20 protein-coding genes are annotated in these 20,535 nt (G+C 41.4%); 10 read left to right on the top strand and 10 right to left on the bottom strand.

Features of this window, described 5'->3' with window-relative positions; all coding sequences use genetic code 11:
* Positions 1-13: 13 nt before the first annotated feature.
* The 3 genes from kynU to GPM24_RS16775 are packed head-to-tail and all read left to right on the top strand — an operon-like array spanning position 14 to position 3,081.
* Positions 14-1,297 carry a kynureninase gene (gene kynU, locus GPM24_RS16765; protein ID WP_158828258.1) on the top strand — a complete coding sequence of 428 codons (1,284 nt, stop codon included), beginning with the start codon at positions 14-16 and terminating at the stop codon, positions 1,295-1,297.
* Positions 1,298-1,300: 3 nt separating this feature from the next.
* Positions 1,301-2,161 (top strand): bestrophin family protein, encoded by an 861-nt coding sequence (locus GPM24_RS16770; RefSeq protein ID WP_158828259.1) that lies wholly within the window; start codon positions 1,301-1,303, stop codon positions 2,159-2,161.
* Between the two features lie 17 nt (positions 2,162-2,178).
* Positions 2,179-3,081 (top strand): histone deacetylase family protein, encoded by a 903-nt coding sequence (locus GPM24_RS16775; RefSeq protein WP_158828260.1) that lies wholly within the window; start codon positions 2,179-2,181, stop codon positions 3,079-3,081.
* Here the strand turns inward: GPM24_RS16775 and GPM24_RS16780 are convergent.
* Genes GPM24_RS16780 through GPM24_RS16790 form a run of 3 tightly spaced genes read right to left on the bottom strand, consistent with a single transcriptional unit; the run spans position 3,078 to position 5,580 of the window.
* A complete protein-coding gene (locus tag GPM24_RS16780) occupies positions 3,078-4,442 on the bottom strand; it encodes an MATE family efflux transporter (RefSeq protein WP_158828261.1) in 1,365 nt (454 codons plus the stop codon). The genes GPM24_RS16775 and GPM24_RS16780 overlap by 4 nt on opposite strands.
* Before the next feature lie 53 nt (positions 4,443-4,495).
* On the bottom strand, positions 4,496-5,128 hold the full coding sequence (locus GPM24_RS16785; protein WP_233268885.1) for an AlbA family DNA-binding domain-containing protein: 633 nt from the start codon (positions 5,126-5,128) through the stop codon (positions 4,496-4,498).
* Positions 5,125-5,580: a GNAT family N-acetyltransferase gene (locus GPM24_RS16790; RefSeq protein ID WP_158828263.1), complete on the bottom strand. Its 456-nt coding sequence runs from the start codon at positions 5,578-5,580 to the stop codon at positions 5,125-5,127. The genes GPM24_RS16785 and GPM24_RS16790 overlap by 4 nt, the downstream gene beginning before the upstream one ends.
* 231 nt (positions 5,581-5,811) lie before the next feature.
* Between GPM24_RS16790 and GPM24_RS16795 the strand changes: the two genes are divergently transcribed.
* Positions 5,812-6,018 carry a hypothetical protein gene (locus tag GPM24_RS16795; protein WP_158828264.1) on the top strand — a complete coding sequence of 69 codons (207 nt, stop codon included), beginning with the start codon at positions 5,812-5,814 and terminating at the stop codon, positions 6,016-6,018.
* 43 nt (positions 6,019-6,061) lie between these two features.
* Here GPM24_RS16795 and GPM24_RS16800 read toward each other — a convergent pair whose 3' ends face one another.
* The 5 genes from GPM24_RS16800 to GPM24_RS16820 all read right to left on the bottom strand — a co-directional run bounded on the left by GPM24_RS16800 (position 6,062) and on the right by GPM24_RS16820 (position 10,395).
* Positions 6,062-7,663 carry an ArnT family glycosyltransferase gene (locus tag GPM24_RS16800; RefSeq protein WP_158828265.1) on the bottom strand — a complete coding sequence of 534 codons (1,602 nt, stop codon included), beginning with the start codon at positions 7,661-7,663 and terminating at the stop codon, positions 6,062-6,064.
* 19 nt (positions 7,664-7,682) lie between these two features.
* On the bottom strand, positions 7,683-8,648 hold the full coding sequence (locus GPM24_RS16805; RefSeq protein WP_158828266.1) for a glycosyltransferase family 2 protein: 966 nt from the start codon (positions 8,646-8,648) through the stop codon (positions 7,683-7,685).
* Positions 8,649-8,698: 50 nt separating this feature from the next.
* Positions 8,699-9,493, bottom strand: coding sequence for an SDR family NAD(P)-dependent oxidoreductase (locus GPM24_RS16810; RefSeq protein ID WP_158828267.1), 795 nt, complete (start codon positions 9,491-9,493; stop codon positions 8,699-8,701).
* Positions 9,494-9,498: 5 nt separating this feature from the next.
* Positions 9,499-9,840, bottom strand: a complete 342-nt coding sequence (locus tag GPM24_RS16815) for a DUF4174 domain-containing protein (protein ID WP_158828268.1) — start codon at positions 9,838-9,840, stop codon at positions 9,499-9,501.
* A 93-nt stretch (positions 9,841-9,933) separates the two neighbouring features.
* Positions 9,934-10,395 carry a DUF4268 domain-containing protein gene (locus GPM24_RS16820; RefSeq protein WP_158828269.1) on the bottom strand — a complete coding sequence of 154 codons (462 nt, stop codon included), beginning with the start codon at positions 10,393-10,395 and terminating at the stop codon, positions 9,934-9,936.
* Between the two features lie 73 nt (positions 10,396-10,468).
* Between GPM24_RS16820 and GPM24_RS16825 the strand changes: the two genes are divergently transcribed.
* Entirely contained in the window at positions 10,469-11,437 is a 969-nt protein-coding gene (locus tag GPM24_RS16825) for an SMP-30/gluconolactonase/LRE family protein (RefSeq protein WP_158828270.1), read from the top strand.
* A gap of 185 nt (positions 11,438-11,622) precedes the next feature.
* Here GPM24_RS16825 and GPM24_RS16830 read toward each other — a convergent pair whose 3' ends face one another.
* Together GPM24_RS16830 and GPM24_RS16835 are read right to left on the bottom strand one after the other, a co-directional pair.
* Positions 11,623-14,058, bottom strand: coding sequence for a S9 family peptidase (locus tag GPM24_RS16830; protein ID WP_158828271.1), 2,436 nt, complete (start codon positions 14,056-14,058; stop codon positions 11,623-11,625).
* Between the two features lie 117 nt (positions 14,059-14,175).
* Positions 14,176-14,868 carry a class I SAM-dependent methyltransferase gene (locus GPM24_RS16835; RefSeq protein WP_158828272.1) on the bottom strand — a complete coding sequence of 231 codons (693 nt, stop codon included), beginning with the start codon at positions 14,866-14,868 and terminating at the stop codon, positions 14,176-14,178.
* A 79-nt stretch (positions 14,869-14,947) separates the two neighbouring features.
* On the opposite strand from GPM24_RS16835, the gene GPM24_RS16840 reads away from it, so the two are divergent.
* The 5 genes from GPM24_RS16840 to xrtN all read left to right on the top strand — a co-directional run bounded on the left by GPM24_RS16840 (position 14,948) and on the right by xrtN (position 20,534).
* A complete protein-coding gene (locus GPM24_RS16840) occupies positions 14,948-15,661 on the top strand; it encodes a DUF92 domain-containing protein (protein WP_158828273.1) in 714 nt (237 codons plus the stop codon).
* Positions 15,662-15,726: 65 nt separating this feature from the next.
* Complete coding sequence (locus tag GPM24_RS16845) at positions 15,727-16,359, top strand: hypothetical protein (RefSeq protein WP_158828274.1); 633 nt, start codon at positions 15,727-15,729, stop codon at positions 16,357-16,359.
* On the top strand, positions 16,343-16,645 hold the full coding sequence (locus GPM24_RS16850; RefSeq protein WP_158828275.1) for a winged helix-turn-helix domain-containing protein: 303 nt from the start codon (positions 16,343-16,345) through the stop codon (positions 16,643-16,645). The genes GPM24_RS16845 and GPM24_RS16850 overlap by 17 nt, the downstream gene beginning before the upstream one ends.
* Before the next feature lie 45 nt (positions 16,646-16,690).
* Positions 16,691-19,204 (top strand): XrtN-dependent VIT domain-containing protein, encoded by a 2,514-nt coding sequence (locus GPM24_RS16855; protein WP_158828276.1) that lies wholly within the window; start codon positions 16,691-16,693, stop codon positions 19,202-19,204.
* Positions 19,191-20,534: an exosortase N gene (gene xrtN, locus GPM24_RS16860; protein ID WP_158828277.1), complete on the top strand. Its 1,344-nt coding sequence runs from the start codon at positions 19,191-19,193 to the stop codon at positions 20,532-20,534. Before GPM24_RS16855 ends, xrtN begins: the two co-directional genes overlap by 14 nt.
* The last annotated feature ends 1 nt before the right edge of the window (position 20,535 follow it).

Below are 20,535 nucleotides of genomic sequence, written 5' to 3' on the forward strand. Positions count from 1 at the left end.
GTATTATTGGCTAATGAATTTTGAAAATAGTTTGGCCTTTGCAACGCAGCTGGATGAACAGGATCCGTTAAGCCATTTTCGGAGCCAATTTTTGTTTCCGAAGCATAATGGGAAAGATGCTATTTATTTGTGTGGTAATTCTTTAGGACTTCAACCTAAAGCATTATCGCAGTACATTGCTGAGCAACTACAGGTCTGGCGAGATTATGCGGTAGAGGGATGGTTTCAGGCCGAGCAGCCGTGGTTAACTTACCATCAGCAATTAAAGGCACCCTTGGCCCGTATAGTAGGTGCTTTACCGCAGGAAGTAACGGTAATGAATTCACTTACCGTAAATTTGCATTTGCTCTTGGTAAGTTTCTATCAACCTACCGCAAAAAGGTACAAGATTTTGATGGAAGGCGGTGCTTTTCCGTCAGATCAATATGCGGTAGAGAGTCAGGTACGCTTTCATGGTTATGCGCCCGACGATGCAATTATAGAAGTACATCCCCGACCAGGAGAAGCAACGTTACGTACTCAGGATATAACCGAGGCCATTTCACAGCATGCGAACGAACTGGCACTGGTATTATTTAGCGGCATCAATTACTATACTGGTCAGTTTTTTGATTTAGAAACGATCACAAAAGCCGGCCATCAAGCAGGTGCGTACGTAGGGTTTGATTTAGCACATGCAGCGGGTAACGTGCCACTGGAACTGCATAAGTGGGGTGCCGATTTTGCTAGTTGGTGTTCTTATAAATACATGAACTCCGGTCCGGGGGGTATCAGTGGTGTATTTGTGAATGAAAAACATTTCGACAATACAGAACTGAAACGTTTTGCAGGTTGGTGGGGCTATCACAACGAAAGCCGTTTCCAGATGGAACCTGGTTTCAAACCCGAGTTTGGGGCCGAAGGGTGGCAGGTGAGCACTAGTCCGATATTGCTGATGGCTGCACACAAAGCATCATTAGACATATTTGAACAGGCAGGAAGTGTTAGTGCATTACGCCAAAAAAGTTTAAAGCTTACTGCTTATCTGGCCTTTTTAATACAGCAAATTAATGAACGGCAGGGCGAGGAGTTATTTAAAATAATCACGCCTGACGATGCATCGCAACGTGGCGCACAGTTGTCCGTAATCTGTAAACGTAATGGCAAAGCTATTTTTGATTACTTAGTTACAAAAGGTGTAATAGGTGATTGGCGAGAGCCAGATGTAATACGTTTAAGCCCTGTACCACTGTATAATTCATTTACTGATGTATTTGAGGCTGCAAAAGCATTGACTGAAGCTGCAAGCAATAATTGATGTATGATTAGTTATAATCCAAAAGAATGGTTTACCTTTTTGTTTCGGTTTCATAAATCGGACACTTTGCGTGCACTTTTTCCTTTAATGATTGGTGTAGGTATTTATGCTGCTTTGGTCGACTATCTTCTCATCGACCAGTTGCATATTTCTGATAAAAACGTAGTACATAAAATTAGTTTAGTACATACTACATTAGGCTTTGTATTGTCATTACTGCTGGCATTTCGAATTAATTCGGCTTATGACCGTTGGTGGGAAGGGCGAAAGTTATGGGGAAGCTTAGTGAATAACAGTCGTAATCTGGCCATTAAAATAAAGCATACTTGCAGTGCTGATGATGCAGCATTCTATAATGAAGCCATTCCGTTATACGCTGAAGCATTAAAGAACCATCTCCGGGGCATACAGGATATTGCTTATAATACCACGTCTTTAAAAATTATTACCGGAAAGCATGTTCCCAATCAAATAGCCTCGTTGATGATTAAACGAGCATTTGATTTAAACCGCGAAGGTAAAATTACTACCGAGCAATTGTTGAGCATCAATCCCGAGCTTACATCATTTACCGATATTTGCGGTGCGTGCGAGCGCATACGTAATACGCCCATTCCGTACAATTATGGCGTATTCATTAAAAAGTTTATCTTCTTTTTTGTAATGTCATTGCCATTCACATGGTCGTTTGATTTGTATTACTATACGGTACCGGTTATTGCTTTTGTGTTATATGTGCTGGCCAGCATGGAATTGATTGCAGAAGAGATAGAAGACCCATTTGGTACCGATCCCAATGATTTGCCGCTCGATCAAATTTCAACCAACATCAAAAAACATATCGGCGAAATATTCGAAGACTGATTGGTACTATATATTTTATGTTAAAGATTGCTTTTGATCCCATATATGCCCACCCATTGCCGGAAGGTCACCGTTTTCCAATGCTAAAGTATGAGCTGATTCCGGCTCAGCTGTTGCACGAAGGCATTATCACTAAGGAGAATCTTTTCTCGCCTGAACCTTTGGATGAAACCACCATACTGCTTACACACGAAGATATATATTGGAAACAGCTTCGTGATTTGACTTTATCGCCCAAAGAACAGAGGCGAATTGGCTTTCCATTGACGGCCCGTTTGGTAGAGCGAGAAATTCGCATTGCAAAAGGCACAATAGGCGGTTGTCATTTTGCGATGGAGTATGGCGTTGCATTTAACGTGGCTGGCGGTACGCATCATGCCGGAAGTAACTGGGGCGAAGGTTTCTGTATGTTAAACGACCAAGCCATCGCCGCCAATTATTTATTAAAGCATGGTTTGGCACAGTCTATATTAATTATCGATTTAGACGTGCATCAAGGAAACGGTACAGCTCAAATATTCGAAAACGAACCCCGCGTGTTCACTTTTTCAATGCACGGTGCCAATAATTTTCCTTATCGTAAAGAAAAGTCGGACTTAGACATACCGTTACCTGATGCCATGCAAGACAGCGAATTCCTAGAAATTGTTGAAGACACCGTTCCACGCTTAATTAATCAGCAAAAGCCAGATTTTATATTTTATCTGTCGGGCGTTGATGTCCTGGCATCAGACAAACTGGGCAAACTGTCTCTCAGTAGAGAAGCTTGCAAAGCACGCGACAGGTTTGTGCTGGAGCAGTGTAAGCAAGCCAGGATACCGGTGCAGGTGAGCATGGGAGGCGGTTACTCGCCACATATTCGTGATATTGTGGAAGCGCATTGCAATACATACCGGGTGGCTAACGATTTATATTTCTAGTCAGTTAAAGCTTTTTGGTGCCGCTCAGTAATCTTTCTAAAACGAAGGTAAAGTAGTACAGATGCTGCTGCCAAACCTGCCACTAAACCAAACCAAACGCCCTTAGCGCCCATTTGCAAATGTATGCCCAGTAAATAACCTATAGGTAAACCTACCACCCAATAAGCTAAAAAAGTAATCAAGGTAGGTACGTTGACATCGCCAATGCCACGCAGTACACCCAAGCCAATAACTTGCGTACCGTCAAATAATTGAAACACGGCAGCTATGATGAGCAGTTGTGATGCTACTGTTATTACTTGCCTATCCGATGTAACAATCCATGGCAACCAGGGGCTGCCCACCACAAACACCAAGGCTGTAAACATCATAAATAAGATAACAATATGATAGCTGGCTAGTGCCGAATGTTTTAGATCAGTATAGCTTTTTGCACCAAAATAATTGCCTGATTTGATGGCCGCTGCTGCCGAGATACCGCTGGCCATCATATACGTAAGCGACGCCATATTAATAGCTACCTGGTGGGCAGCCTGCGGAACTGGTCCGAATGTGCCGATTAATACCGCGGCAGCGCTAAAAGCACCCACTTCAAAAATGTATTGCAGCGCCACCGGCGTACCAATTCGCAGTATTTGCACGCAACGTTTTACGTCTATGGCGAATAAAGAAAAGCCGTGCAGGTATTGTTTAAAATTTTTAGAGCGGAACACATAGAAACCCATCACCATGGCCATCAACATGCGATCTATAAGTGTGGCATACCCAACGCCCCGAATACCCATTGGTGCAATACCAAATAAGCCTTTTACAAAAATAACTCCCAAACATACATTAAGCACATTACCCCATATCGAAATCATCATGGCCTGTTTGGTGAAACCTAATCCCTCGGTAAATTGCTTAAAAGTGTTAAACAGCAACATAGGAATGATGGAAAGGGACAGTAGTAGCATAAAAGGCTTAGCTTCTGCAACTACAGCTGGCGATTGATCCAAATGCCCTAAAAGTAAGGTGAGGCCAAAGTAGATTACCACAAAGAGCAAAACGCTGTTCAGTATATTGATGATTAAACTATTAGAAAGCAGCTTACCGCATTCCTGATAATTGTGTTGTCCGTTATATTGAGCTATCAAAGGCGTTATGCCATAGCTAATACCCAATCCAAACAGCATAGCCACTACAAAAATGCTATTTACCAATGACACCGCTGCCAGTGAAACCGTACCGGCAAAGTGGCCTACAATAATACTGTCGGATAACTGAACCAAGGTGTGTCCCAGCTGAGAAATAACAACCGGTATGGCCAGTGTTAAGTTGGCCCGGTAATATGGTTTAAACTTTTGATATAGCTGGTGCATAGTAATCCCTTTTGTAAAAAGGGAGCAAAGGTAACTTATTTGTGACGAATTAACTAGCTAGCAGTATAAAACTCCTCTTTCTCGGTGGTGTGTACTCTTATTACGCCCGATAATACGAGGTTTACCAGTATGCGTTGCGCGCGTCGTCGGCTCATGTTTAACAGATCGCAATACTGTTTCACGGTAATACGTTCGTGCTGATCCAAGTATTCCAAAAGTGCTTTTTCCTTTGATGAATATTCAATGAGCACGCCTTCATTTTTGTCAGAACGTTTCAGAACATCAACCACAATTTTACTGGCCAGCACGCTTTTATCCTGTACGCGTATATACACCCACCATTTGCCGTCGTCGCCTAAAGCATAGTGCGGCTTTGTATCGCTTTCTTCTATCTCGGCTACCAGCACCAGCTTATCATCTATATATATTTCTTCAAAAGCGGGTTCTAATGCCGGGCGTGCAAAAAAATGCGCCGCACGGGTAACCATGTAGCGTTCTTCATCTTCCGATTTAACGCCTTTTATAGTGCCATCGTCGGCCACACCAATTAATAACCGGCCACCTTTGTTATTGGCAAAGGATACCATGGTTTTAGCTATTTTTTCGCAGCTGGTAATGCGATTTTTAAAATCAAGCGAAACACCTTCACCCTCTAAAATAAGCTTTTTAATATTGCTTCTGTTCAAGTAGTTTCTGTTGTTTTGGCGTAAGGGGTGAAAATTTCCATCCATCTCTCGGGTTTGCTAAGTGTTGTAAATCCAAACTGCTGGTATAAACCATGTGCATCTGCTGTGGCTAACGACCAACGCCTTAATCCATTTAACTCCGGATATTCTCGAATAGTTTGTATTAACCATTTAGATAATCCTGCGCCACGATAAGGCACCAGTACAAAAACGTCACAAATGTAGGCAAACGTAGCTTTGTCTGTCACCACTCGTGCAAAGCCACATTGTGTGTTATTCTTATAAATGCCGAAACATAACGAGTTGTTTATCGCCTTACAAAATGTTTCATAAGGCAATCCGTTAGACCAATACGATTCATTGATTAGAAAATTGTATATCGTATCCAGGTCAAGCAGTTGGTTGTTTGTTGATATATAGAAGCCTTTATCTAAAAAAGCTTTGTCGTTCATTATTGTTCTCAAGTCCGTAAAGTTTAAGGCCAGGATGCTAATATAAGTTTATAGCGTATAAAATGCCTGTCAATCTAAACTTCACCTATTTAACGAAGCGCAAAGCCATAAGGTATAATTAAAATCTTATAAATTTACGGGTGATACAACATAGTTACATTTTGTAAAATAGCAATGCGAACAAAATCAATGAGTTGAATGTTATACCCAAAACAATTAAAATCAGATACCATGAAAAAGACCATTTTAAGCGTTGCATTTGCAACGGCAATCATAGCAACAATTGCTACTGGCTGCAGCACATCAGAAAAAGCGGCTGGTAACAGCGACAGCACGGCCGTGACCGATTCATCGTCTACCACACCGGCCAGAGTTGATTCAACTACCAGAACAGACACTGCCAGCAGGGACACCACAAGAACTAACCCGCCAATGTAGTAATAGTAAAAAGGGCTTAACCAATTGGTTAAGCCCTTTTTACTTATGGTTTGTAACGAAGCACATAATTGGTATGTGCTTCAAAAATATCTTTATAAGCACCTCTCACGCTAAACGGCAAGCTATCAAGTTCGTGAAGATATTTTTCGCGCGTTACTATTTGTGCTTTGGGGTGTGCATTTAAGTATTGTATCAGGCTGTCTGGAGATTCAATGCGTACCACTGGCTGGTTAAGTTGAAAATTGAATGCCGCATTGTACATTCGGTATGATACCAATTGTTGGGGCCTTTGCTGTAATTGCAAAATTCTATTTACAGGATTTTGGTTGTATACTTTAGGATAGGCATAGGCATGCAATATCCAGCCGGTTACTATAAACGATGCAAGTACCAAAAATATGCTTGCGCGTGTTTTATACCTCTTTGCAGTAAGCTGGTAATATAATGCCACAACGATGCCCAAAGGCAAAAGCAAAAAAGGAATCCAAAGCGTGGGGAGCGTTTTCAATGTTGGGTCCGTTTTTGTAAGTATAAATAACGCTACAGGTACTGCCAGGCCAATTACTAAAATAACTATTGTTTGCCATTTGATAGCCTGATTAGCATTGATGATTTGTTGTAGGTAATAACCTAGCAGAATACTCAAAAACGGATAACAGGGCATTGGATAGTTCGGTAGCTTAGTTCTGGACACCACGAAGAATACGGCAATGACCAACACGCTGATTGACAAAAAGCGTATGAATGTATTCGTTTTTGCTTTGTGATAAATCTGCCGGCATGCCTGAACGATAAAAACCGACGTTGGCAGCATTCCAATTAAAACGAACAGTAAAGGAACAAAGAAAAAACCTCCGTGCCCTTCTTTGGGGTGTACAAACCGACGTAGGTTCTGGGTAAAAAAGAATTCGCGAGTCCACTCGCCATGTGTTTGTTGATGCACAAGAAAATACCAGGGTAAGCTTATTGCGGCTATTATTAATAACCCATAACCAAATTTAAATTGAGCAAACGTCTTAATGTTAAGCTGCTTTTGTGCCGCTAAAAATATTAGGATAATTAATAAGGGCAGCAGTATGGCTACGGGCCCTTTACTGAGCATCCCCAGTCCTAGGCAAATGTAAAAGATAATAATGCGGCTGGTTTTGGTGTACGATGAATTATAAAAGTCATACGCCTTGTAAAGCGCCAGCATCATTAATAAGATAAGATAGGGGTCGGGTACGGCCATGCGCATTTCCAAGCCGGTTTGCCATGAACCCAGCAGTATGAGTGCGCTTATGAAACCAACTTGCTTATTGATATGTTTAGCCGCAAAACGGTAGGTGAGCACAACGATTAACAAACCACATATTGCCGAAAAAAAGCGGGCCGCAAATGGATTTACACCAAATATTGTGTAAGCCGCCGACATAAAGAAGTAATGCAACGGCGGTTTATCGGTCCGTAATGTTTGATTAAAAGTAGGAACCACCCAATTATGCTTTTGCAGCATTTCGCGTGCACATTGGGCATTCTTAGCTTCATCAAGAATGTAAATGGGTGCCTTGCCTAGATTTAAAAAGAAGGTGATGGCGCACAGTACAATTACAATGAGCAACCGACGATCAGCCGCCACAAACAGTTTAGGTAAGTAATTGCCCATGAAGCTATCTAAACACTAATCAACTATTAATGTTTTCGGGTTTAACCACCAACTTGCCTGCATATAATTTTCTTACCTGATACGTTTTTTTGTTTTGCGACTCAAAATAAGTACGCACGTTAACCTCAGCTAATATGCCTAAAGTAATAAGCTGTATACCGCCTAATAAAAAGATTAATCCCAAGATTAACAATGGTTTACCGCCAATATCATGACCTAACACTTTAAGTATAAGTAAGTAAAAGTTAATTAGTATACCCAAAAAGAAAGCCACAAAGCCTACACTACCAAATAAGTGCATTGGCTTTTGAATATACTTTCTGAAAAACACCATCAAAATCAAATCACTGATTACCTTGAAAGTACGATTGATGCCATATTTTGATTTACCGAATTTACGTGCATGGTGGGTCACATCTACTTGTGTAATGCGGGCACCTTGCAACTTTGCCAATACCGGAATAAAGCGGTGAAGTTCGCCATACAAACCTAAGTTCTCGGCAATCTCCCGGCGAAAAATTTTGAGGGTACAGCCATAATCTTTAATGTATACGCCTGTCATGCGGCGGATAAGTGCATTGGCAATTTTGCTTGGTATTTTGCGTAAAAATACACCATCCTGACGATTTTTACGGTTACCTGCAACTACATCCCAGTCTTCATCCTTCAATTTTTGAAGCATAGACGGAATATCATTTGGGTCGTTTTGCAGGTCGCCGTCAAGCAGCGCTATATATTCACCGGTAGTGTGGTCAATTCCAGCAGTCATGGCTGTACTTTGGCCGTAATTTTTGCGGAGTTCAACCAGCTTAATGCGATCGTCGGCATTGCGGATGATTTCCTGTTGCGTACCATCGTCCGAGCCGTCGTCTACAAATACTACTTCGTAATCAATGAGTGATAGTGCCTTCCTGATCTCTGCGATTAAAGGCTGAATGTTATCTTTTTCGTTCAGTACAGTTATAACAACTGATAATTCGGGCATATCTTTTTCTAATTACGAAGCAGCAAAGATAGATATTTTAACGATTTTTACTAAAAGGCACTTTTAACCAAGCCACCGTCAACTCGTATAGCCGAGCCATTGGTTGCAGCCGCCAAAGGACTGGACAGGTAAGTAACCATATTTGCAATTTCATCAGGTGTAATAAATCGTTGCAATACAGAGGTTGGGCGCATGTGCTGAAAAAATTCTTTTTCCATAGCTTCAGTGCTCATATTGCGTTCGGTGGCCAGGCTTTCTACAAAAGTGCCAACACCTTCCGAAAAGGTGGGACCAGGTAAAACTGTATTTACGGTAACAGCAGTACCCTTTGTTAATTCTGCCAACCCACGAGCTACCGCCACCTGAGCAGTTTTGGTCATACCGTAATGAATCATCTCTTCCGGTATTTGTAAAGCCGACTCGCTCGAAATAAAAATAATGCGTCCCCAATTTTGCTTTAACATCTTATCGAAATAAGCACGCGCCAAGCGTACGCCGCTCATTACGTTTACTTCGTAAAACTTAAACCAGTCTGCATCGCTGATCTCAGCAAAGGCTTTTGGTTCAAATATGCCAACATTATTTATTAAAATATCCAGTTCAGGTATTTGGTTAATTAAGTGTTGAACTTGTTCGGCGTTGGCAAAATCAGCTGCATAGCCAAAAACGTTATCGTTGCCGGTTTCAGCCTTTAGTTTGGTAATTGCCTCATTTACCCGTTCTGGTGTGCGGCCGTTTACAAATACGTTTGCGCCTTCCATTGCCAAATTTTTAGCAATAGCATATCCAATGCCCGCTGTAGAACCGGTAATCAGCGCTTTTTTGTTTTTCAATTGCAAATCCATAAAAGTTATTCAGTTTTGGGTTGATGTTTCATTTCTTGTTGCCGCATAGGCATTGCATCAATGGTTGCGTACAGCTTTTTAACAGTAAAAGGCTGAGTGCTTCTTAATTTTTCGCCGCCATCTTTTCCTATCAATACTACAGTAAACTTTGTTTTAATCTTGTGTATGCGAAACCTGTCGGCGTTTTTATCCGCGTAATAGATATGTACGTCAATATCCCGTTCCTTTAAACCTGTCACGTCAGCATTCAATATTTGCTGCTGCCTTATTAGCTGCGCGTTATCGACAGAGTCGGCAAAAATCAGCAACATACGTTTTTCTTGTCGAGTTGGAAATATCGTAAACATTAACATAAGTATTAAGCCGGGCAACTTTAACATATTCATATAACAGTTGGCCGAGTAACTTGTTGCAATGTATATGCTTATGACGGTGTGGTGTTACTTAAGCGCATCAAAGCTGTATTTAGCCGTGCTCCAGAATTCGTCAAGTGCAATAATGCGGGGCTTAAAAAAAGAAACTAGTTTTGGCCAGTCATCCCGGTTAAAAATGCTAGCTTGAGGCAGATCTTTATAAATGCGGCTAATTGTTTTGCCATATTCGTCCGTGCCATGCAGCTCCCATTCCCACTCTTCCTGCAAGGTGTCATGCAGCACGGCTTTAAGTTCTTTAAACTGTTCGTAGAATAACTCCTGTATACCCAAGTCGGGATGCGAAATTTCGATGGCTATTGATGCCGAGCGATTTGCAGCCTGCATACGAAAACTAACATGCTTGATTCCGGTTTTATAATTAACCCAATTAATCTTTAAACCATCGGCCGATAGCTGAGGGGCAATGTACTGGCCAAAGGCTGTCCAAAAAGCCTGTCTAATTTGTGAAGCTTGATCTTTTGAATACATTACACTACAAAAGCGAATTAAGCTATTGCTTGTTTCAAGCAAATTATGTTCACTTTTGCGCAAAACTAAAAACATGTTACCTATAAACAAATTCCTTGTTGCCGCATTGTTAATTCCGCTCGGTGCTATTTCATTTTCAGAACGCGAATTGGTAGTTGCTAAAAGCAATAGAACACAACTGCTAAGCGTTGCCGACACCACTTACGGCCCTGCTGCGTTATTTGCTTCGGGTACACAACCACAACTCGTCAGCAAGCAATTTGATTTTACCGAAGGGCCGGCACCAGATAAAAACGGCAATGTGTATTTTACCGATCAGCCAAACGACGCAATATGGAAGTATGATACTAACGGCAAGCTGTCTTCATTTGGCAAGCACATGGGCCGATCAAACGGAATGTTTTTTGACCAGAAAGGAAATTTAATTACTTGTGCTGATGACAAGGGAGAGTTGTGGTCTATTAGTCCAGATAAAAAAATTCAAGTGCTCGTGAAAAATTTTGAAGGTCACCGTTTTAACGGACCCAATGATTTGTGGATTGATGCAAAAGGCGGCATTTACTTTACCGATCCGCTTTACGAGCGCGATTATTGGAAAGGTGCCAAACCCGATATAAGCGGAGAAAAGGTTTATTTTTTGCCAGCAGGAAAAAGTAGAGCTGTAGTGGTAGCCCAAGATGTAAAAAAGCCAAATGGCATTATTGGTACACCCGATGGTAAACATTTATTAATAGCCGACATCGGCGCGGGTAAAACTTATAAATATGATATTGGTAAAGATGGTATGTTGAGTAATCAGCAGTTTTTTACCGGTAATGGATCGGATGGCATGACGCTGGATAGCCAAGGCAATGTATACCTGACAGGTGGAAAGGGTGTTTATATTTACAACTTTAAAGGACAGCAGATAGGCCTTGTAGCAATTCCTGAGCCATGGACGGGCAACGTCTGCTTCGGAGGGAAGAATAAAGACGTTTTGTTCATCACTGCATCAAAAGCCATTTATACTTTTCAGATGAAAGTTAAAGGCGCACAGAAGTAAACTCTTTAAACCTCTTAACGAATGAACGGCTTTTAAGTTAAGTAATCTTAAAATCAAATGTCATTTCGACGAAGGAGAAATCTTTTGAAAGCGATAGGATTAACCGTTTACTTTTAAAAGATCTCTCACTATCGTTCGAGATGACATCATTTTTTATTAGACGCCTTTATAAGGGTCTGGATTTTCTAGTTAGCTTGGGCCGTTTGTTGTGGCTTGGCGTTTTTCACATATTTTTCAAGCCATTGGTTTTGTTCCCAAAGTTTGTGCAACAGGTTTTCTTTGCCCCGATAACCATGTGCTTCATATGGCAAGTACACAAAACGAATGGTGCCACCTAAACCTTTTACTGCTGCAAATAAGCGCTCGCTATTGATAGGGTAGGTGCCTGTGTTATCATCAGCATCACCGTGCGTTAACAATAATGGCGTTTTAATTTTGTCAGCATAGCTAAACGGGCTCATTTCATAATAAAGCTTTGGGGCTTCCCAGTAAGTGCGCTCTTCGTTCTGAAAACCGAAAGGGGTGAGTGTACGGTTATAAGCACCGCTTTCAGCCAAACCAGCTTTAAACAGGTTGGTATGTGCCAATAAGTTTACAGTCATAAAAGCGCCATAGCTGTGTCCGCCAACAGCTACACGGTTACGGTCACCTACACCTAAGTCAGCCAGCTTATCAATGGCGGCTTTGGCGTTCATTTCTAATTGCTCTACAAACGTATCGTTAGGTTTTTTGCCATCTCTGGCTACAATCGGCATCGATGCATTATCTAACACAGCATAACCTTGGGTCACAAAAAATACTGGTCCACCGGGATTAATGGTAATAAATCGATCTTTAGAACCGCGAATTTGCGCCGCATCATCAGCAGAGTTAAACTCAGCAGGATAAGCCCAAATTAATACCGGTAGCGGGCCGTCTTTGTCTTTATTGTAACCTTTGGGCAGATACAGATCGCCGGTCATATCTACACCATCCGAGCGTTTGTATTGTATTTTAGTTTTGGTAACGCCTTCCATTTGAGGATAGGGATTTTTGAAGTCAGTCAGCTGTATGTCGGCCATTCTGGCTATTAAATTCTTCAGGTAATAATTTGGTACCTGTGTTTGCGTTTCGCGGCGGGTTACCAAAACAAGTCTGGACGGATTTAAAACATCGGTGACATATTCATACTGTCCCGGTTGGCAGCGCCATATGATGTCGCTCTTTTTAGTGTTTAAATCAAACTTCGCCAAAAAAGGCAAGTCGCCTTGTGGAGACGAACCTATAACGTTGTTCATCAATAGCTTACTACCGTTATCTACTGTTAAAATTACGTTGCGGCCATACTGGTTGCGTTCAGTAACAGGTTCGCCTAAATTACCATACACATCGGTTTGATTTCGCTCCCAAAGTTTTTCTAGTTTCCCGGTAGATGGAGAATAGCGGCTTACCTTAGTTGTTTGTTTAGAACGCAGGCCTTCGCTTACCAAAGCTAAATCAGCATTGCCCCATTGTACATTACGAAAACGGGTTTCTGTTTTAAACAATTCTTTAGGCTGTCCGGTAAATGGTGCGCTTAGGGCGTAAACCGCATCATGGAACTCTACTTTTTTACGAATCAATCCACTGTCTAGCGGCACGGCGTAAGTAACGGTAGCTGCTTCGTCATCGCGCCAGTCAAAGCCGCGGGGTACGTTTTGCAAGTTATCATAGCCAGACGGTTTTACTTCGCCCGAAGGCAGGCTAGCCAGCGTTTTAACAGTTTTACCGGTTAAGTCGGTGATGGTTACGGTTGACGGAAAGCTCTGAGCAGGCACTAGGTAAGAAAACGGTTTATGCAGCGTACGCACCAGCATGTATTTTTTATCGGGAGATAATTGCGCAGATGCATAAATAGCCGGTTTGCCTATAGGCGTTTCTACACCGTTTTTGTTCATCACTAATTGGGCAGTAGCATAAAATTCATACAGCTTTTCGTCATACGGCGTTTTAATCATATCCTGATAAGTAACGCTGGGTGCCGATTTGCCTAAGTTTTGCTGAACTACCGGGCCGGTAGGTGTTAATGGTTTAACCGGAGCTAGATTTGCCGGTTTAGCAATTACTTTATATAACAAGGTGCTATTATCAACCCACGTAATACCACCACTCATTACGTTATTTAGGGGTAGTTTGTTGGTTTTAACAGCTTTTTGAGTGAGCACATTGATAACATACAAATCAACGCTTTTAGCATTTGTTTGGGTAAAAGCTATCTTAGTTTGATCGGGGCTCCAGCTGATACCAGTGGCATTAACGGATGCCGGTAAGCCGGTAACTGGATAAGATTTTCCGGTTTTAATATTTTTTAAAGTAAAGCCGCTAAACGTTAGCACCTGACGGCTGGGCCCAAAATTGTTGGGATTAATCCGCATACCGGCAATTCGCATTTCCGGCCGGGCCAGTTCTTCTACAGACGGCAGTGTATTGCGTTCGCTCAGCAGCATCCAGTCGCCTTTAGCGTCAATATTTACGGTTGGGGTAGGTTTCGCCAAGAGCAAATCGGCCATGGTTTTGGGCGGCATTTGATAGCCTACGGCATCTTGCGCCTTAACCCAAACGTTGGTGGCCAGTAGCAGGGCGCACAGTAAGGTTCTTTTCATACACAAAAGAAATTAGTTATAGAATTGTGTACGGAAAGTTAATTAAAAATCAGGCAAAGGCACTATTTAGCTGCAATTGCCATAGCTTTTTTACAATAAATGTTCAGACTAATCTTGTTAGGCAAAAGTTAAACGTGTCAGGTATTGTCCATGCTCATCCTCCAACAGTACCTCCATTGCCCAGCCTTCATTTTGGGCAATCGCTGCTAATTTTTGCTCGTCAATGTACAGCCACTTAAACCATTCAGTTTTCAGACCTTTATATTCATACTGATAGCTAATTTCTCCGTAATAGGACAATTCACCTTCAGAAACTTTTCCTTCGTACAGATAAGCTACATCCGACGAATCAAATAATAACTGCCCGCCTGGAGCCAATAAGGTTTTAAGATGACGTAACAGGTTAATTAAACCGTCAATGGTTCCAGCTAAGCCAATGCCGTTCATCAGTAAAAGAATTGTATCAAACGGCTCACCTGTAAAGCCAAATATATCTGCCTGAACAGCATTCTTTACACCGCGCGTTTTCATCACTTCAACAGATTTATGTGAAATATCCAAAGCCGTAACATCAAATCCGCGTTCTTGCAAAAGCAGCGCATGACTGCCAGCACCTGCGCCCACGTCCAACACACGGCCACGGCACTCATTTAGTGCCAGCCATTCATGGTCGGGCATGTCGTCTTCTTCTCTAAAATATGCTTCAACAGGCATCTCCTCTTTTGGGCCATAGGTATTATGAATCCAAAGTTTACCCGGTTGGTTATTAAATTGAAAATCGTCCACGGCTTCGCCCAAAATATCTTTCATGCTGCAAAGCTAATAATCCGAAATGTATCACCCTCGTATTTTTACGTTTACGAGTATCTTTGCAAAGCAAATATTTTATATGTCGGTTAACGATTACCTGATTACGTTTACATTGATAATTGGTGCTGTACTGAGCGTTTGGCTTAAAAAGTTGACTGTTCCTGCTGCGGTTACCGGCGCGTTATGCGGCTGGTTGGTTTATGCCGGTGCTGGCAATAGCGGGATTTTAATAATGGCGGTATTTTTTGTGCTCGGTACCGTCGCAACGTCATGGAATTTGAAAGTTAAACAGCAGCTAAAAGTGGCAGAATACAACAGTGGTCGCCGCAAAGCCAGCCAGGTACTTGCAAATGCTGGTGTGGCAGCGCTAGCAGGATTATTAATAATATTAATTCCTAGCATCAAACCTGGTTTACAATTACTTATTGCAGCTAGTTTCACATCGGCAACTGCCGATACGTTGTCATCTGAACTGGGAACGGTATACGGGCGCAACTTTTATAATGTACTAACGCTACGCAAAGACACGCGCGGATTAGATGGCGTAGTAAGTTTAGAAGGTACCTTGATTGGTAATGCCGGTAGTGCGTTTATAGCATCTATCTACAGTTTAAGTTATGGATGGGGGTGGTTTGGATGGCTTACGCTTTGCGGAACCTTAGGCAACTTAGCCGATTCATTACTGGGCGCAGCTTTAGAGCGCCGTAATATACTTAAAAATGATATGGTGAATTTTTTAAATACACTAATTGCTGGTTTACTGGCTTATGCCATTTATGCAGTTATAAATTAAGTAAAATAAAAAATTTTTTGGCGGCGTGATTTAAATTGCGTTACTTTGAATAACAAAGTACTTTTATGAAAGAGCACGACATTTATGCCGATATCAGTTCCATAAAAAATATGATGGAACGTTCTACCAGGTTTATATCGCTCAGCGGATTATCGGGCGTTATGGCTGGCATATATGCATTGGTAGGGGCGGGGTTAGGCTATAAATTGCTTTATTTAAATACCGACTATAGCGAGTATACAAGTTACCGGACGTACAATAAATATCTGTCAGTCGAAATATTGGCCATTGCGGTAGGAGTACTTATATTATCTATAACCACTGGTTTAATTTTAACTATACGCAAGGCACGTCGCCGTGGCCAAACCGTGTGGAACCCCAGCAGCAGAGCTATGCTGGTAAGTGGTGGCTTGCCGTTGCTTACCGGGGGGGCTTTTGGCTTGATTTTACTACAGCAAGGACATTATGGCGTTATAGCTTCTATTTGCCTAATTTTTTATGGTTTGGCGGTAGCCGCAGCAAGTCAGCATACTTTTAGTGATGTAAAATGGTTGGGCGTGTGCGAAATTGTGTTAGGTTTGATGGCCGCTGCGATGCCAGGCTACGGTTTAGTTTTTTGGGCTTTAGGTTTTGGTGTGCTGCATATTATTTACGGCGCGGTGATGCATTTTAAATACGATCGTGAAAATAACGCTTAATAATTTTGATAAGGCTTTTGAAAACCGCATACGCCTGCAAATTATGAGTGTGCTGGTAGCTAACGAAAGTTATGATTTTAACTCGCTTAAAGACTTACTAGAAGTGACCGACGGTAACCTGGCGTCACATTTAAAAGCACTGGAAAAAGAAGAATACATTACCATAAGCAAAACCTTTTTAGGCCGCAAACCTAATACGCGATATTTGGCATCGGCCAAAGGGGTTTCTGCGTTCAAAAAGCACTTAGAAGCACTCGAAAATTTAATCAAACAGCAAAAGCTGTAAATTTTTTTGCTTTTAAACTTTGAAATACAAAGTACTTTTAAAAATATGAAAACTTTACTTAACAACATTTTTCAAGACAAGCTTACGGGAGCAGGGCTTGTCTTGTCTATCATCTCGGGTGGCGTATTTGCTGTATCCTTATATGCCGGAAGGCAAGCTGCAACAGGAATATTTTTTATAAATTATATTTTGTCTGTCGGGTACTTGCTCGCTGTATTAATAGAAACCTTTTCCCATCACAAATGGAAGTTATCTCATGGTAAACTACAGCATACAGCCTTCTTACTTACATTATGGTTAATAAGTGCTTATGCACTTAACAGGGATATGAATGTGTTTGAAAATTCAGTCAGCTGGTTATGTGTATGGATCGTTACATCAGCGGTAATATTTGTTTTGGCAGTATATTATCAAATATTACCGAATTGGATTAGGCCGATTATCTTCTTTTTGCTGGGTGCCGCTTTCTTGCTCTTTATCTATTATTCCTTTTACCTATTTCCGCTTTATATTATCAGCGTTATCGGCCTCATTGCCATTGGTATTTCTATGCACAGTTATATACCCTTGTTTATGGCCATATTTACCTTTACGATTTTAATAAAGGCGGGTCGCAACAACAAAAAATTATATTATGCTTTTGTTGCCGGAATAATACTTCCATTAATTGTGCTCTCGGTTTATTTGTTTAAGTGGAATAGCAACAGCAAGAAAATTGATTTGTTGCTTAACCAAACAACCTTGAACCAAGGTAAGTTGCCCGATTGGATAGCCGTTAGTCAGGGTATTGAGCATGCAGGTTTAGCCGAAGATATGATGAAAGCTGGCCTGGTTTACCAGGCTGCTGATTTATCCGGAAATATATTGTTTGGTGACATGCCCAGCCGCAATTTTGATGAGCCTCGCCGTCATGATCCGTTAATAGTGATGGCTACCCTGCTTTTTGGCAAGCCAAACCTCGATGAACGCGACAGGATCAATATACTTAAATCCATGTATGATGCACGGCATCATGCGCAAGAACGACTTTGGGATGGCGATCATTTAAAAACTGCTACGGTGGTTAGCAACGTAAAGCTTTATCCCGAATACCGAATGGCTTATACAGAAAAAACTTTAACGGTACACAACACCATGAACAGCAGTTGGAGTAGGCAAGAAGCCATCTACACTTTTCATTTACCTGAAGGATCGGTAGTAAGTTCATTGTCTTTATGGATAAACGGTCAGGAAGAAAAATCAAGGTTAACTACCAAAGCCAAGGCCGATTCTGCTTATAAAACCATCGTTGGTGTAGAACAGCATGATCCATCTGTGGTGCACTGGCAGGAAGGTAATTTAGTAAGCGTTCGGATATTTCCATGCACACCAGATGAAAACCGAAAGTTTCGTATAGGTGTAACCAGTCCGCTGCATATACAAGGCGACCAATTGATTTATGAAAATATATACTTTGAAGGGCCCGAAGCAACGCAGGCACTGGAAACAGTACAGGTAACTTTTTCCGGTGATAAACCATCTGCCTTGCAGCTACCCGCGGAAATGAAGCAGGTAAGCATTGGCGTATACCAAGCCAATCATTCATACGTGCCTTACTGGGAAATTTCTTGTAAAGCCCCACAATTAGCCACTGCCGGATTTTTATTTGGTGATACCACCTATCAGGTTAAAGACTATAAGCCTAATGTAACTACTTTCAATCCGCAACGTGTGTACCTTGATATTAACAGTGCCTGGACGCAAAGCGAATTTAATCAGGTAGTACACCAATTAAAAGACAAGTCTGTATACGCATATGCTGGTAAGTTAGTAAAGCTTACTGATACAAATTCTGACGAAGTGTTTGAACTCACCCACAAACAAAATTTCAGTTTGTTCCCGGTGTTTGAAATTAATCATCCCGATAGTTCTTTAGTTATAACCAAAAGCAACGGTATTTCGCCAGGCTTACAGGATTTGGAAGGATCCGAATTTGCTAAAACCTTAACAATCTATTTAACGCAACCCAAACAGATAAGAATATTCAATCTAAGCAGCCAAACTACACCCTATATAAAAGCATTAAAAGAGTTGCGTGTGTTCAATTATCAGGAAGGAAGTATAACAGATTTATCTAAAATGTTGCAAAAGCACCAGTTTGCTGGTGTGCAGGAAAATGATTCGACTGTAGTGATTGAGCACGCTGGTTTAGTTATTCAGACAGCGGCAAACGTACCGGTTAAAAGTGCACCCGACCATCTGCTGCGTTTATTTGCGTACAATGATATCATGAAAAAGGCAGGTGCTAATTATTTTAATAAAGCTTATATCCGCCCTGATCTGATAGCAGAAGCTGAAAAAGGATATATCGTTTCACCAGTATCGAGCATGATTGTGTTGGAAACGCAAAAAGATTACGAGCGTTTTGGTATCGATGAAAATAAAAACAGCTTAAAAAATGCTTCCTTGAATTCATCCGGTGCGGTGCCTGAGCCCAAAGAATGGCTGCTGATTATTTTGACATTGGCGGTGATAACTTATACCATTTTCAAGCCTACAGTAAAGTATGATAAGCTATAATGTGGTTACTGTTAAACGCTACAAGCAGTATCAAAACTTGTGGCCTATAGGGCTTATAGCAATAGCCTATTTAAGCATAGGGCTTTGGCTTATTCCACAATATATGAATTGGGATGCTAATGCTTGTATGGGACTGCTGATGGCACCCTTTATAGGTAATATTAAAAAAGGACAATACTCGTTACGTTATTTTGCGCCGGCGCTCATTGCAGTAGCATTAGCCCTAATACTGCCTATAAGAACAGCATTGTTTGCAGCCATACTATTTGCCATAGTATTACTTTTTGAGAATTGCATTGGTAAACTTGACTTTGTATTTGTGCTGATATTGCTGCTGATCTCTCCGGTTTTTAAACATATCACCCGTTTGGTAGAACTACCCTTGCGGCTGTGGCTGAGTGAGGATGTAGCCGGTGTTCTAAGCTTTATAGGTTTGCAAGCATCGTCAGCCGGGAATCAAATTGCAATAGGAAAATATGAATTTTCAGTCGACCCAGCTTGTGCCGGATTAAATATGCTAATTACATCGCTGCTTATTTGCTTGTTTATAGTGGCCGCTAGCCAGCAAAAACTACAGAAACGTTTGCCTTTAAAATATCTATTGGCTTTGCTGGTAGGTGCCCTTGGCTTAAATATCGCTTGCAACTTTTTTCGTATCCTAACGCTGGTACTATTCAAATTCATGCCTGGCACCGTAATGCATGATTTTATCGGGTTGGTATGCTTGGCGCTTTATGTAATCATTCCTGTGTTGAAACTTGCTCCGCTTATAGTTGATAAATTAGGCATTCAACATCAATCTATACATGCGCCATCGCTAAATATTGGGTTGAGGCATTCTATATTGCATGTGTTAATATTGGTAGCTGTTTTACTATCCAGTTACAGGCGCATAAATTTGGATACCATTTACCAACCATCTAAAAAAGACATTAAGCTACCTGGCTACCGCCAAACCAATTTAACAGGTGGCATCATAAAATTACAAAGTGAAACAACACTTATTTATATAAAACCAACAGCCTACTATGCTCCTGAACATGATCCAACCGTTTGCTGGACAGGTAGCGGTTATCAGTTTGCTAAGGTCGGTAAGCAGACAATTAATGGCATACAGCTTTACACCGGCGTTCTAAAAAAAGGCAAAGACAAATTATATACCGCTTGGTGGTTTGACAACGGCCGGGAGCGGAGCATAAATCAGGTTGAATGGCGCTGGCACGCATTGAGAACTGAACAGCAATTTTATTTAGTTAATGTGAGTGCCAGCAACGCCGCCGATTTAAACCGGGCTTTAGGTCATCTTTTATCTCACAACATTCTTCAATAAA

The sequence above is a fragment of the Mucilaginibacter lacusdianchii genome, assembly GCF_009770985.1.
GTDB classification, from domain to species: domain Bacteria; phylum Bacteroidota; class Bacteroidia; order Sphingobacteriales; family Sphingobacteriaceae; genus Mucilaginibacter; species Mucilaginibacter lacusdianchii.